Annotated in this window: 14 protein-coding genes; 8 read left to right on the top strand and 6 right to left on the bottom strand. The window is 45.3% G+C overall.

The features are described 5' to 3' along the window. Positions 1–154 precede the first annotated feature (154 nt). Together F0U83_RS10895 and F0U83_RS10890 are read left to right on the top strand one after the other, a co-directional pair. Positions 155–859, top strand: coding sequence for a lytic transglycosylase domain-containing protein (locus F0U83_RS10895; RefSeq protein ID WP_138987514.1), 705 nt, complete (start codon positions 155–157; stop codon positions 857–859). A gap of 75 nt (positions 860–934) precedes the next feature. Next, positions 935–1,555, top strand: a complete 621-nt coding sequence (locus F0U83_RS10890) for a phage tail protein (RefSeq protein WP_138987515.1) — start codon at positions 935–937, stop codon at positions 1,553–1,555. A gap of 118 nt (positions 1,556–1,673) precedes the next feature. On the opposite strand, the gene trpB is transcribed toward F0U83_RS10890, so the two are convergent. Continuing rightward, entirely contained in the window at positions 1,674–2,876 is a 1,203-nt protein-coding gene (gene trpB, locus F0U83_RS10885) for a tryptophan synthase subunit beta (protein WP_138987516.1), read from the bottom strand. Between the two features lie 120 nt (positions 2,877–2,996). Beyond that, on the bottom strand, positions 2,997–3,248 hold the full coding sequence (locus F0U83_RS10880) for a hypothetical protein (protein WP_138987517.1): 252 nt from the start codon (positions 3,246–3,248) through the stop codon (positions 2,997–2,999). A gap of 92 nt (positions 3,249–3,340) precedes the next feature. Here F0U83_RS10880 and F0U83_RS10875 point away from each other — a divergent pair, with 92 nt between their 5' ends. The 3 genes from F0U83_RS10875 to F0U83_RS10865 are packed head-to-tail and all read left to right on the top strand — an operon-like array spanning position 3,341 to position 6,332. Beyond that, entirely contained in the window at positions 3,341–4,483 is a 1,143-nt protein-coding gene (locus tag F0U83_RS10875; protein ID WP_246077731.1) for a 4-phosphoerythronate dehydrogenase, read from the top strand. Positions 4,484–4,510: 27 nt separating this feature from the next. Beyond that, a complete protein-coding gene (locus F0U83_RS10870; protein WP_138987518.1) occupies positions 4,511–5,209 on the top strand; it encodes a PilZ domain-containing protein in 699 nt (232 codons plus the stop codon). After that, on the top strand, positions 5,202–6,332 hold the full coding sequence (locus F0U83_RS10865; RefSeq protein WP_138987519.1) for an ATP-NAD kinase family protein: 1,131 nt from the start codon (positions 5,202–5,204) through the stop codon (positions 6,330–6,332). Before F0U83_RS10870 ends, F0U83_RS10865 begins: the two co-directional genes overlap by 8 nt. A gap of 54 nt (positions 6,333–6,386) precedes the next feature. Here F0U83_RS10865 and F0U83_RS10860 read toward each other — a convergent pair whose 3' ends face one another. After that, positions 6,387–7,400 (bottom strand): GGDEF domain-containing protein, encoded by a 1,014-nt coding sequence (locus F0U83_RS10860; RefSeq protein ID WP_138987520.1) that lies wholly within the window; start codon positions 7,398–7,400, stop codon positions 6,387–6,389. Positions 7,401–7,718: 318 nt separating this feature from the next. On the opposite strand from F0U83_RS10860, the gene F0U83_RS10855 reads away from it, so the two are divergent. Continuing rightward, complete coding sequence (locus F0U83_RS10855; RefSeq protein ID WP_138987744.1) at positions 7,719–9,392, top strand: SulP family inorganic anion transporter; 1,674 nt, start codon at positions 7,719–7,721, stop codon at positions 9,390–9,392. Here F0U83_RS10855 and F0U83_RS10850 read toward each other — a convergent pair. Then, the gene (locus tag F0U83_RS10850; RefSeq protein ID WP_138987521.1) at positions 9,375–10,529 is read right to left on the bottom strand and encodes a cation diffusion facilitator family transporter; all 1,155 of its coding nucleotides are present in this window, start codon (positions 10,527–10,529) and stop codon (positions 9,375–9,377) included. The genes F0U83_RS10855 and F0U83_RS10850 overlap by 18 nt on opposite strands. 426 nt (positions 10,530–10,955) lie before the next feature. Between F0U83_RS10850 and F0U83_RS10845 the strand changes: the two genes are divergently transcribed. Further along, positions 10,956–11,837 (top strand): bile acid:sodium symporter family protein, encoded by an 882-nt coding sequence (locus F0U83_RS10845; protein WP_170221802.1) that lies wholly within the window; start codon positions 10,956–10,958, stop codon positions 11,835–11,837. Here F0U83_RS10845 and queE read toward each other — a convergent pair. After that, the gene (gene queE / locus F0U83_RS10840; protein WP_138987523.1) at positions 11,834–12,463 is read right to left on the bottom strand and encodes a 7-carboxy-7-deazaguanine synthase; all 630 of its coding nucleotides are present in this window, start codon (positions 12,461–12,463) and stop codon (positions 11,834–11,836) included. The two genes, F0U83_RS10845 and queE, sit on opposite strands and share 4 nt — an antisense overlap. Before the next feature lie 183 nt (positions 12,464–12,646). Here queE and F0U83_RS10835 point away from each other — a divergent pair, with 183 nt between their 5' ends. Next, complete coding sequence (locus tag F0U83_RS10835; RefSeq protein WP_138987524.1) at positions 12,647–13,294, top strand: rhodanese-like domain-containing protein; 648 nt, start codon at positions 12,647–12,649, stop codon at positions 13,292–13,294. Positions 13,295–13,344: 50 nt separating this feature from the next. Here the strand turns inward: F0U83_RS10835 and rdgC are convergent, their stop codons facing one another. Beyond that, on the bottom strand, positions 13,345–14,256 hold the full coding sequence (rdgC, locus tag F0U83_RS10830; protein WP_138987525.1) for a recombination-associated protein RdgC: 912 nt from the start codon (positions 14,254–14,256) through the stop codon (positions 13,345–13,347). Between the last annotated feature and the right edge of the window lie 8 nt (positions 14,257–14,264).

Raw genomic sequence — 14,264 nt, 5'->3', positions numbered from 1 at the left:
CTATAAATATGCGACTCTCAGTCAGTGTAGACGATATCTTGTATGTCACAAGTCGGAAACGGTATATGTTTGATTTTTATATCAATAATCGATCGTGCCATCTATTTGTTTTGCTGCTATTCTTAAACAACCTCTTTACGTTCTTTTGATACCTATGTACTTAATTGTAGCTACAGTATTACTTTGTTTGGTGTTTCAAAACTCAGGAGCAGACACCATCCGTAAAGTCATCCGTGCTGATGGCAGTGTGGAATATACCAATGTTAAAAGTGATAAGAAACCGCTTGCGGGTGGCTCATCAAAGAAACCTTATGAGGCTATTTATAAGTTTCGTGGAGCGAATGGTGTACTAACCTTTTCTGATCAGAAGCCGACGAAAGGTATTGAGTTTGAAACGCTAAAGTTTGCTTGTTATGCCTGTAATCCCGTTTCGACGGTTAATTGGCACTCCACTGCGCTTAATCTTTCAGCGTTTAAGCAGGAAGTTGACCGTTATTCCGAAGAGTTTTCTGTTGACTCTGCGCTAGTTCGCGCGGTGATTCATGCGGAATCTGCTTTTAAAGTAGGTGCGATTTCGAGTCAGGGTGCTCAAGGTTTAATGCAGCTCATGCCCGCGACCGCCAAGGAGTTGGGGGTAGTGAATGCATTGGAGCCGTCTGAAAACATCTATGGAGGTACCAAGTATCTAGCTGAATTGCTGAGGCTTTATCAAGGTGATATCACCAAAGCCACAGCGGCCTATAACGCAGGCCCTGGGGCTGTAAAAAAATATGAAGGCGTGCCGCCTTATGCGGAAACGAAAGCTTATGTAAAAAGGGTAGCCATCCTACATAAGCGTTACCAGCAGGCGGAGCCTTAAATAAATGCAATTGCGGTTCATTCCCTGTTAATAAAAGTATATTCTTGAAGAGCGAACTAACAAGGAGGACTTATAATGAATCGCATCCTAAAATCTAAATTTGGCACGGTTTCGGCTGGCGCCGTACTCTCTCTGGCAGCTATTTTGCCTAATCCGGCATCCGCTGCGAGTGACCCTCTTTTGGGTGAAGTTATGCTGGTTGGATTTAATTTTTGCCCAAGAGGGTGGATGGAAGCAGCGGGGCAGTTACTGCCTATCTCACAGAACACTGCTTTATTTTCACTTTACGGAACCATCTATGGCGGTGATGGTAGAACAACCTTCGCATTGCCTGATTTGCGAGGTCGTGCCCCAATAGGTGCTGGTTCAGGACCTGGGTTGTCTACTTATAATCAAGGCATTCGTGGCGGGACGGAAGAGTTTACTTTACTGGTTCAGAATATGCCTGAGCATAACCATTCTATTATGGCGACCAGTGCTCAAGTCACGAAAGGTGGCCCCGCTGGCAAGCTACTAGCCGCTGATAACCATACTAACAAGTATACTATCTATAATGGAGGTTCAACGCCGCTAAGTGCTATGGATTCAAGAATGGTAACAAATACGGGTGGAAGCCAGGCAGTTTCAAAACGTAGCCCATATCTAGCCATGAAATGGTGTGTGGCAACGCAGGGCGTCTATCCATCAAGAAGTTAATTTTCTAATATCAAAGCGGGCTACTTAGTGCCGTTGGTTTAGCTTGTTTAGCGCGGCTAAGCATAAATGTAGATAGTTCCGTTAATCAGTTAGGAACTATCTACATGGTACATCACATTTACAATCCTAGTTTATTTGCCACGTAGTCGGCGTCTTTGTCACCACGGCCTGACAGGTTAACCAGAATGGTGTGCTCGGGCGTTAGGGTTTGCGCTTTACGCATGGCCCAAGCAACGGCGTGTGAGCTTTCCAGCGCTGGGATAATCCCTTCGACCTGTGACAGTGTCATAAAAGCATTTAAGCACTCTTCATCGCTGGCGGTGTCATACTGTACACGACCTAACTCTTTTAAGTAGCAGTGCTGTGGGCCAACGCCTGGGTAATCAAGGCCAGAGGCGATCGAGTGAACAGGCATCGGCTCGCCATTATCAGTTTCAAGAACATAACACTTCATCCCGTGTATTTCGCTGGGTTTACCCAGTGTTAATGTGGCTGAGTGATCGGGTGTATCCAAGCCTTTACCTGCGGGTTCTACACCAACAATGGTTACATCGTCGTCATTCAAGAATTCAGTGAACAGCCCCATAGCGTTGGAGCCGCCCCCGACACAGGCAGTGATGAAGTCGGGTAATTTACCCTCTTTATCCATAAATTGCTGACGAGCTTCTTTGCCGATGACGCTCTGGAAGTCACGTACCATTTTTGGGAAAGGATGTGGACCAACAACGGAGCCGATGGCGTAGATATAGTTGACTGGGTCTTTTAAATACTCCACAAATGCACTATCGACGGCATCTTTCAGTGTGGCAGTACCTTGGGTTACAGGTACGAGTTTGCACCCTAAGATCTTCATCTTGGTGACATTCGGGTGCTCTTTTTCAATATCCACTTGCCCCATATGAATTTCACAGGGGATACCAACCAAAGCACATGCGGTTGCTAATGCGACACCGTGTTGGCCTGCGCCGGTTTCAGCGATCACTTTGGTTTTACCCATATATTTAGCGAGCAACGCTTCACCTAGGCAGTGGTTAATTTTGTGAGCACCGGTATGGTTGAGGTCTTCCCGCTTCAGGAAAATCTTAGCGCCGCCCAGTTTGTCTGATAGGCGTCGAGCATAGTAGATTGGGCTGGGGCGGCCGACATAGTCAGTTAATAGCATTTGCAGCTCATTCTGAAACTCTGGCATTTTACGAATCTCTTCGTAGGCCTGATCTATTTCGTCCATGATCGCTTTCAGTTCGGGAGGAATGATCTGCCCACCAAACTGTCCAAAAAATCCTGCGGTATCAGGCATTGGGCCGAAGTCGAAACTGCTCATATTACATCTCTCTTATAAAAAACGGTTTTTCTGTATCGTATGCAGAGACTATAAAAGAGAGTGGAGTGGGAATCTACGGTCTGTTTTAACAAATGAGACAAAAGTAAGAAGGTAGCCGAGTTAATCGAACTGAAAACCTAGTTGTTCTTCAGCGGTTGCTGTTTTTTTATACCCCAATTGCCGGTTTTGTTTGTTGAGGCTGAGCACAAGCCGCCTTGCCTCAAGGTAAGAGGTTAAGATAGTGCGTGTGCATTCGTGGCCCGAGTGGGCTTGAAGGTGTCCCCGACTCTCAGAAACAACCCAGTCGCCGACCAGATCCTGGTATAGGCGAATGATGAGATATTCCTGATTTTTGCGCCAATGTACAATCAAGCGGGGTTTACCATTCAATCAATAGCTGTGGGGATTTATAATGGCGCGAATTGAGCCTTAATCCTCTGCATTTGTAAAGCCTAGGAGCCACCTTGGGAACGAATAAATTGAAAATTATTGCTGATGAGAATATTCCGGGATTAGAGCCTATGTTTGGCGCTGATGTAGACCTTGTAAAGGTTGCTGGAAGAACGCTCTCAGCGGAGTATTTAAAGGGAGCGGATGTGCTCCTTGTACGATCAGTGACTCAGGTGAATGATGCGCTATTGGCACAGGCTAACCAACTTAAAATGGTAGGGACAGCAACTATTGGAACGGATCATATTGATCAAGCCAGTTTAGATAAAAGGGGCATACCTTTTTTCAGTGCGCCAGGATGTAATGCGAATGCTGTGGCAGAGTATGTGCTGTCTGTTGTGTTCAGCCTTCGTGAAGAGGAAGCTTTATATAACCATTTGACCGTTGGCATTGTCGGTGTTGGCAATGTAGGTGGCCGCTTACAGCAGCGCCTAACGGCACTAGGAATCAAGGTTCTATTAAATGATCCACCTCGGCAAGCCAAAGGGGAGCAAGGTTTTGTTAGTCTGCAAGAGCTACTGTCGCGTGCCGATATTATCTGCTGCCATACACCTTTAATAACGGATGGTGATTTTCCGACGTATCATTTGATTGCGCAGGAGCAGTTAGCGGCTTGCAAGGCGGGCGCTTTGATTATCAATGCTGGACGAGGTTCTGTTATTGATAATCAGGCTTTGTTGATTGCACTTGATGAAAGGCCCGATCTGCAAGTTGTGTTGGATGTTTGGGAGCATGAACCACGGTTGGATGAAAGCTTAGTTAATCGAGTTTCTATTGCCACACCACACATAGCCGGCTATAGCTTGGAGGGGAAACTGAGAGGGACGCATATGCTGCGATCTCGCTTCGCTGATATTTTTGGAGAAGCACCTCCTGCAGCTTTTCCAAGCTATCTTCCTAAGGCTGCGATCCATCACGTTCATGTTAGCGATGAGGTTACGGCTAAAGCACTGATTCGGCTCGTATATGACCCTTATTGTGATGATCGTGCGCTGAGGGCGAGTATTGGTTATCAAGATCAGGCAACTCGCTTTGATAGACTGCGTAAGCACTATCCTGTTCGCCGAGAGTTTGAGTCATTGGTGATCAAAGGCCTTGCAGAAAGCCAATTATCTAATACCTTGAAAAACCTCGGATTTACGCTTGAGTTAGCGTAAGCTTGAGGGCGCTTAGATGAGGTATTAATGGTAAAACGTATCACTCACTCGACACCGATGAGCATATCGAGAGCCTTAAGGCTCTGTATAGGAGAGCAGGTTGCACTGGAGCTTCAGGCTTCCAGACGCAGGCTTATTTTAACAATGTTAGGCTTTAAAGAGGGTGCAGGCGTCATCGTGACTGCACCTAAAAGTCTTATGAAAGGGCAAAATACTGAAGGTAGTGTTGCAACGCTCAGAATGGTGTCCGGGAACTACTTATGTGCGTTTAAGACTCGTGTAGACAAGGTCTTGACGTATCCATATCCGCACTTTCATCTGAGTTATCCTGACAGTGCTGAGTTTCAAACTTTAAGGCATCACGAGCGTATACCGGTTAATTTAACTGTATCGGTTGATCATCAGCGTGAGGAGTACGCTGCTCGCTATAGCTTGCCTAAATTGCTCTACTGTAGGGATTTGGGGATGAAAGGAGCCTCTATAGAGGCTTCTGATAGAATTGCTCCGATCGGTGAGTCGCTCTTTTTAACGTTTCGCTTTCGCGTCCAATCTATGGATCAGATAGTGCTTCTTCCAGCTACCCTAAAAAATATCGAAGAATTAGAACCCGGTGTTGTATTACATGGCGTGGAGTTTGATGCGCTAGAAGAAGATACAGAGCTACTATTAGCGGCATTTTACTATCAGCAATATTTAATAGAATTAGGTTATTTAGGTCATGACTGAGCAGCAGAAAACCTTTCGATTAGGTTTATTAATCAATCCCGTAGCGGGGTTGGGAGGAAGTGTGGCCTTAAAGGGGAGTGATGGACAGGCGACCACACAACGAGCTCTTGAACTCGGTGCTGAGCCCAAAGCACAACAGCGCACAGGTATCGCTTTGGAAGTGCTTAAAGGGCTACCCGTTGAGATTTTAACTTACCCAGCTGAGATGGGTGAGGAGGCTGCGCTTGCATCGGGTTTTATCCCGACAGTGATTGGACAGATTGAGTCAGGCAATACCACCCCTGAAGATACTGAACGGGCAGCACGTGAGTTATGTGCTAAAGGGATAGACTTATTGCTGTTTGCAGGTGGAGATGGAACAGCGAGAAACATCTGTAAGGCGTTACCCGATCAATTTCCGGTGCTTGGAATCCCTGCTGGAGTCAAAATACATTCGGGTGTTTATGCTGTGACGCCAAAAGCAGCGGGTGAAATCGTCGCCATGTTAGTGCGCGGTGAATTAGTCACTCTAGGCGATCAGGAAGTTCGTGATATTGATGAGGAAGCTTTTCGTGCAGGAACGGTTAGGGCGAAATATTACGGTGAGTTAAAGGTTCCTCAAGAGCATCGTTATCTCCAGCAAGTTAAAAACGGCGGAAAAGAGTCTGAGGAGCTGGTTTTAGCCGATATAGCGGCGGAAATTATTGAACAGATGGAGTCTGATCAACTTTATATTATGGGCTCTGGCTCAACGGTGCAGGCTGTTATGGATGAGTTAGGGCTGAAAAGTACACTGTTAGGTGTGGATCTTGTTGAGAATCATCAAATAGTCGCGTCAGATTGCACAGCGCAAACATTACTGTCTCTAACCGAGGGGCGTCAGGCAACGATCATTATTACAATCATCGGTGGTCAAGGGCATATTTTAGGGCGGGGAAATCAGCAACTTTCACCTGAGCTGATTCGCCGGGTAGGAAAGGAAAATATCAAGGTTATTGCGACTAAAACGAAGCTGACGCAGTTGTCTGGACGACCTTTAATTGTTGATACTGGCGATGAGCTGTTGGATCGTGAGCTTTCGGGCGTCATCCCTGTAATCACGGGATATAAAGATGCCGTATTATATCGGATAGCAGAAATTTAAAGCCGCAGGAAATGCGTTGCAGGCTAGCCCTGCAACGTATGTGAATTGATGAACTTATCTTTGAATAACCCTGTTTCTTCCCTCTGATTTCGCGGCATACAGGGCTTTGTCGGCTCTTTCAATAAACTGCTCTGCACTTTCATTCGACGTTAACTGAGCCACACCAAAAGATGCGGTAATTGAGCTAATCACTTGCCCTGTTTTTTTCTGTTTGATACGTATAGCCTGAATTTTGTGGCGCATGGTTTCAGCAAGTTCTGCGGCCAAAGACAGTGGTTGTCCTATCAGCAAGATGGCGAACTCTTCGCCGCCAAAACGCACTGCAAGCGTAGGTTCTTTGCACTCATCTTTGAGGAGTTTACCAAAGTATTGCAAGACTTTATCACCCATGAGGTGACCATACTCATCATTGAATTTCTTGAAAAAATCTATATCAATCATGATCAGACTGGTTATGGGTGGTGAGCTAGCGCCGATGATTTGCTCTAGCTCAGTATCAAAAACTCTTCGGTTAAATAAACCTGTTAATGGATCAATGCGAGCATCTTGACGAGTCTTTTGTAACTCTTCTTTAAGGGCCGAAATCTCTTCTTGCGCGGCCGCTATTTGTTGTTGAAATTGACTGGTGGCTTCTGTGATAGATGCGGTATTTCTCGCCAATTTATTGATGATCTCCTCAATGGGTGGGCTCTTATGAGGGTCATTAAGCGCATCCAGGCTATCTTCTAATAGTAAACTGTAGTTAGAGGTGTGCTCTGCGGCATCATTCACATGCTCACTTAAACTGCTTGTTAGTGCAATGAGTTGAGCTTGAGCAGCATCATTGTCGCTAAGCTCGTCACTGATGACGTGCTCTCTGAAAAGTTGCTCACTCAATATCGTTGGACAAGTGCCATATGTTTCTAAGGTTTGATCCATTTGATAGTTAAGGTTAGGCACTTTATTTGAGACATAAGTATACCAAAGTGCATAATTTAACGGATTTGGCGGAATATTATATTTGACCATTAATGGAATGGCTTGACGTAAATATTCAGCGGATTGTGTTGAATTTTCAGCGAACTTCATACATCCCCTTCGCTTTCCTATGAGGATTTAGTCATAGGAATCAAACATGATAATTGTACAGCTAACTCAAGAATCGCTAATAATATAGCGGCCTTCATGACAAAATAAAACGGTTGTTTAAAAATATTTAGAATTCCGAAAATGTTGAATTAGGTGTATCGGCAAATATTCGGAACTCTTAACCTTTGAGTTGAGTATAGCCGAAAAAAAATAAATCAAACCGCTGATGAAAAAATGGTTTTCACCTTTTTCCTAAAAGCGAATTGACGGTTTAGTCTATTAAGGCGTAACTTCATGCTTCCAATGACGGGGGCTTTCATGCAGTTAACTTACGGTTTACATGCTCGCAACTTAAAAGGTGACTTTTTCGGGGGGGTAACTGCCGCCATAGTTGCTCTGCCTTTGGCGTTAGCCTTTGGTGTATCTTCTGGTGCAGGAGCGATAGCAGGAATATACGGCGCGGTCTTTGTGGGATTATTTTCTGCGTTATTTGGTGGTACGCCATCACAAGTTTCGGGGCCGACTGGACCGATGACGGTTGTGATGGCGGGTGTTTTTACCCATTATGCTGCTTTAGACCCTGATACCGGACCCGCTATGGCTTTTACGGTTGTCATGTTGGGTGGTTTTTTTCAGGTTTTATTTGGCGTTTTCCGTCTTGGACAGTTTATTACTTTGATGCCATTCCCTGTAATTTCTGGGTTTATGACAGGCATTGGAACCATCATTATCTTACTGCAGTTACCTCCTTTCTTGGGGGCTGAGGCGATTGTTGGTGTTGTAGATGTTGTTACTTCTGTGCCTGATATGATCTTAAACGCCAGTATCCCCGCCCTTGTTCTGGGAGGGACTACACTGCTTATTGTATATGCTACGCCACGTTCGATAGAGAAGTGGCTTCCTGCCCCTTTAATTGCTTTATTTGTTGGCACACTGCTGTCGTTATATTTTTTCCAGAGTGTTGATGTGATTGGCGTAATACCGACAGGGTTACCTTCACTACATTGGCCTGTGGTCAATCTTGATTTAGCCCAAGATATGCTGATTTCGGCTTTGATGTTAGCGACGTTAGGCTCCATTGATTCACTGTTAACATCGCTTGTAGCTGACAATCTAACAAGGACGCAACACCGTTCAGAGAGAGAGTTAGTAGGCCAAGGGATAGGTAATATGGTAGCCGGCCTCTTCGGTGGTTTACCGGGTGCTGGAGCTACGATGAGAACGGTAGTCAACATCAGAGCTGGAGGTAAAACTCCATTGTCGGGTATGACTCATGCGCTCATACTCTTTATTATCGTATTAGGTGCGGGTGACTTTGCCTCACATATTCCTTTGGCTGTGTTGGCTGGCATTCTGATTAAAGTGGGTATTGATATTATTGATTGGCGCTTTCTGCGCAGGGTTCATAAAGCACCTATTTTTGTGATGGCTTTAATGACGTCTGTGTGGGGGCTAACAGTTTTTGTCGACTTGATAACCGCCGTGGCTGTGGGGGTGTTCATAGCGAATATCTATACGGTTAAGCGTCTAAGTGACACCCAAGTGGAGTCGTTGCGTATTATCCAAGACAACCCTGATGATCATCAGTTCCTGGATGCGGTTGAAAGCCAATATCTCCAAGACGCTCAGGGTAGAGTACTACTTTATCAATTAAATGGACCGGTGAGCTACGCTTCGGCTAAGGGGATTTCAAATAAGTTAGTGGGGTGTAAGTCCCATGAAGTGCTGGTTTTAGATTTCAGTAATGTACCGCATATCGATGTTTCAACCGCTTTAGCGCTGGAGGAGGTCATTATGGACGCTAGTCTAGCGAGCCAGGAAGTCATGATGTCTGGTGCTAACACTATGGTGAGCCACATACTAGACAGGATGAGTGTTGCAGCGTTGGTAGAGGAAAAAAACCGCTTTAATTCCCGCGAAGCGGCTTTGAGGGCCGCTCGCGATCAGATTTTAGAGGCTGAATCTTTTCCTCTATCAGCGTTGCCAGATTGATAAACGAGAAAACCAAGGGTAGTCCGTTAAGGACTCATTGAGCCTGCTATTTAAATCGGCGAGTGACAGGGAGCTATCATTGAGTTGCTCGCTGGCCCGCTTACCCAGTTTTAACTCAATCTCTATTAAGTCATGGAGATAGTGAAGCGTTAGGTAGTAGTCTGTGCATTGGGGCAATAGGGGAGATATGGCATCGGCAAGTACCTGCTCAATCTCCTTGCGCAGTGGAAGAATTCGGCAAAAGTTCTCCTCTTCGTCATCGTAAGTATCAATATGAAAAATGACATGACCTATGTCGTCGAACCTCTGTAGTAAGCGCATTACAGCGGTGTCTCCGATCCAATGACCTTCTGAGGCGCTGCAGTAGGGGGGAACCTGAATGTGCATCTCTAACAGGCTTTTGCTTCCCATACTACGACTTTTAAAGTTATGTACGCTGATAATGCCATCGACTTCAGCTACAGTTTCACGTAGCTCGTTGACCCGCTCTTCCGGAAGCGCAGTATCAACTAATTCTTTAATGCTGGTCCAGGTTAGGTCCCAACCTATCTTTCCTACAAAGGCGGCTACGGCAATTGCTGCTACTTTATCGAACCAAGGAAACCCAGCCATAGCCCCTGCTATACCTATCAAAACGACAATAGATGAAAGGGAGTCTGTTCGGCTATGCCAAGCATTTGCGATAAGTAGATCTGATTGTATGCGCTTTCCAACAGCGAGTGTATAACGGAAGATCCACTCTTTACTGACTATAGATAAAAATGCAACTAATAAGGCTCCCCAGCCTGGTGTGGGAAGGTTTGAATTGTTTTCCCAAAGTGACATGCTACTTTCAAACGCCATGGCGCCAGCTACAGCAATTAGTACGCACCCCAACAAAACCGTTCCGACTGTTTCGAAGCGGCCATGTCCCCATGGATGGTCCTCGTCGGGTTTTTCATGGGAGAAATGAAAAACAATGACGACCATAAAGTCGGTTAATAAATCAGAAAAGGAGTGAATACCGTCGGCAATTAGTGCACTTGAATTGGCGGCAACACCAATGATGATTTTGGCGAATCCTAATAGGGTATCCAAAATGGCACCGATGATGGTGACTTTTTGTGCTTCCTTATTTCTGTTTGCTGGAGGCGACATTCTTTTAACCTATCTTTTTAGAGTGCGTCGGATGTTACCTCTCCAAGGAACTTGGGGCCATATTTTCGGAGTAAAAAATTAATATTTTTGTTTTTTTATGTATTGACATCAGAAAAAACGTTTTAAGTCTTTGATTTAGTATTTGGAGTGGAAAAAGCGGGATTTTTATTGCTTGACTGATATTAACTTGTTGAATTTAAAGAATAAAAACAATTGGTTAAAAAGCAATCAATTTGTCTTGAGCGCTGCTCTCGTAGGGCCTGTAAGACGTTTTTCTTACAGTGTTAACAGAGTTATCCACAGGATGTGTGGGCACCTCGCGCAAGCCTAGAGATAGTGCTGGATTGAGCCGAATAGTCACACCTTGTGTTGCGTTGCACAAGGTTTTAGTATGGTTTTTTTCTTTGCCTGCGAATGGGTTTCACTGTGGAAAATACCAGCCTGACTCAAGTCGTTTTACCACTTGCACTTTTCTTAATTATGCTAGGTATTGGGTTGTCTTTGCGTCTGGATGACTTCATTCGACTGAGAAAGCAGCCCGGCGTTGTTTTACTAGGCAGCGGGCTGCAACTTATTGGGTTGCCTCTATTGGGCTGTCTGTTAGTGACGCTCTTTCAAGTGTCAGGGGCTTATGCGGCTGCGATCATGATTTTGACGTTAGCCCCAGGAGGGGCTACGTCTAATATGGTCAGTTACTTGTGTCGGGCTGATATTGCTTTGTCTGTTTGTTTAACGGCCATTGCCAGTATAGTCACGCCCTTTACACTTCCTATTCTTTCATTCTATGTACTACAGCATTGGATGAGTATTGAGACCGCCGTGAGCTTTCCTATTACGCAAACACTCATAAAGCTCCTTTTTATCGCATTACTCCCGATTTTTTTGGGTATGGTAATTTTTTATCATTTACCGAGGTGGGCAACGAGGCTACAGCCGGTCGTAAAATGGAGCTCTTTAGGTTTTATGATATTAGTTGTGATAGGCATCGTTAAGAGTAATCAAACTCATCTCATCGTGCTTCTTGAGGAGCTAGGCGTAGTGATGATTGTGATGGCGGCATTAGCCGTTATTATCTCTTGGCTTATTGCAGCTAGCTTTGGCTTTGCTATTGAGCAACGACTGACACTAGGAATTGAAACCGGTATTCAAAATGCTGGCCTGGCACTTATTATCACCGGCACCGTGCTAAATGATGCGCAGATGTCAGGTGTCGTGCTTTTATATGGCGTGTTGATGCAAATACCCGCCGTGTTTCTGATTATTATCAGAAACCTCCCACAAAGAAAGAGTCCTAGCATTCAGAACTAGTCAATACCTACAATTTTGTGGGTCTGTAAGCTCATTTTCCAGCGGGGGTGGCGTAAGCAGTAATCGATTACCTGCTGAGTTGCATTCGGGCACCTAGGATCATCTATAGGTTGTAAATAAAAGTGAGAAAAGCTGAGGTGTTTAAAACGTTCTGGTAACGCTTTATCTTGGGGGTAGACCAGCTTTAACTCATCCCCTGCTTCGATGATAACCTCCGAGCTACCTTTAGGACTGACGCAAATCCAGTCAATCCCCTCTGGAAGGGGGCGAGTGCCATTAGTTTCGATCGCGATTTCAAAACCTAATAAATGCATGGCTTCGATAAGGGGGGTATCCACTTGTAATGCAGGCTCGCCGCCGGTAAACACAACAAAGGGTTTGCCTTCAGGTGTCGGCCAAAAGCGTTGTATCGTGCTTGCCAGCGATTCCGCTGTAGGAAACTTCCCCCCATTTTGACCATCAGTACTGATAAAGTCGGTGTCGCAAAAGTCACAAATCGCCTGTGCTCGATCTTGTTCTCGACCTGACCACAGGTTGCAGCCTGTGAAACGGCAGAAGACAGCGGGTCGGCCAGCATGGGCACCCTCTCCTTGTAGGGTGTAGAACATCTCTTTTACGCTGTACATAGTCGACTCTGAATGGTGAAGGAGGGTAAGTCTACCTTGCTATCAGGATGAATCAAGAAATTCGTTTAAGTTTTATTCACCTTAAGTCGTAGTGAAGTCGATGGAAGAAATAGGTGTAGTGGTGTATAACCATACTTATATCGTATGAAAATATCCTTATAACAATAAGCAGAGTATTTCGTTATGTTTCTTAAGTCTCTTACTTCCATTGCGTTAGCTGGTCTACTCGTTTCTTCTCCCTGTGTTATGGCGGAGGGAGGAGGAAAAGCCATGATCGCCCCCGGGCTCTACTCTTTTGAGGTGATGCATGATGGCAAGAAGATGGAGATTAAGCGTAATCAGAATCCGGACAATCGTATAAGTGAGTTATATGCCACGACGTTTCGGGGTATGCCTCAGGCTATGCACCCGTTTGAGCCTTATGATGTTGAGACGTTAGGTGAGCGTGAATTTGTCAAATACATGATGGACGCACAAACAGACAAAACCATTATGATTGTGGATACCCGAACGGTGGGTTGGCATCAACGTTTGACGATTCCCGGTGCAGTGAGCTATCCGTATACGATGATGGATGATCCAGAGGACCGCGATTGGGCACTGGATGACTTCGGGGCGAAAAAGCAAGAGGATGGCAGCTATGATTTTAGTGTTGCTAAAACGCTCGCCATGTTTTGCAACGGTTATTGGTGTGGGCAAACCCCCGCTATGGTAAGAGCTATGCTTGAACTGGGTTATCCGGCTGAAAAAATTAAATATTATCGTGGCGGTATGCAGGCTTGGACAAGCTTAGGTTTCACTGTCGTTGGTGAAGCTGCAGAGGCTGAGTAATAATCTCACCAATACGAAAGGGGCTTTTTAGGCCCCTTCTTGTTAAATTTTTATGAGCGTTGAATCTCTCCGCCAAAAGCATCAAGAAGCTGAGGTAGTAAGCGCTGATACTCCATCGCTAATCGGGCAATATCGCTGTCGAGTCTGACTAAGGGGTCTTCTGAGGCTTCCTCATTGAGAGTTTGTGTAAGCTCTTCGCTCGGTTTGACTCGTTTGAGGCTTAGGTCATCCTGTAGTACAAATGAAAGTGTGCTATCCCACTCTAAAGCCAGTTTTGAAACCTGCTTACCAGCCTCCAAGTGAGCAATAATCTCGTTGGAGTGTAGATCTTCCCCTTTGATCCGAATAATACCACCTTCTTCTTGGCTATCTTTTAGCTCGCACTCTTCTAAGCAGGAAAAACCGGGAGTTGAGGCAGTCTGTTGTAGCCACTGTGACATGATTACACCCGGTGAGTGGTGCACATCAGGCAGGATAACCGGTAGTGTTGATAAACTATTACGTAGTAAATTGAGAAGTTCTTCTGCTCGCTTATGACTTGAGCTATCAACAGCAATGAACCCTGCTCTTGGCATAATTAACGCGAAGGTTTGCTGATATCGGCTGAATGCTCGCGGTAGTAAGTCGAGAATTATTTCATCTTTCAGCTGTAGTTGTTCTTTACGATAAACTTTCCGAGCTTGTTCCTGCTCAATTTGGGCAACACGATCATTCAGTTTTCTTTTGATCACGGTAGCCGGCAGTATTTTTTCCTCTTTTTGAGCGGCAATTAAGAAAGCTCCCTGACTACTGAAAACAGATTGCTGATCGAGTGCTGAGTGAGGGGCAACCCAGCCGTAACGACTCAGTTCCTGGCTGCGACAGGGTTGAAAGAGGTGCTCAGCGAAAGCGCTCTCAAGTTGTGACTGTGTGTAATCTTGTGATTCTGTAAAACGATAAAAGATAAGATTCTTAAACCACATAGGGATCC

It is taken from the genome of Neptunomonas concharum, assembly GCF_008630635.1.
Classification (GTDB): Bacteria; Pseudomonadota; Gammaproteobacteria; order Pseudomonadales; family Balneatricaceae; genus Neptunomonas; species Neptunomonas concharum.
Note: the sequence above shows the minus strand (reverse complement) of the source record. Positions and strands in the feature narration are given on the sequence as shown.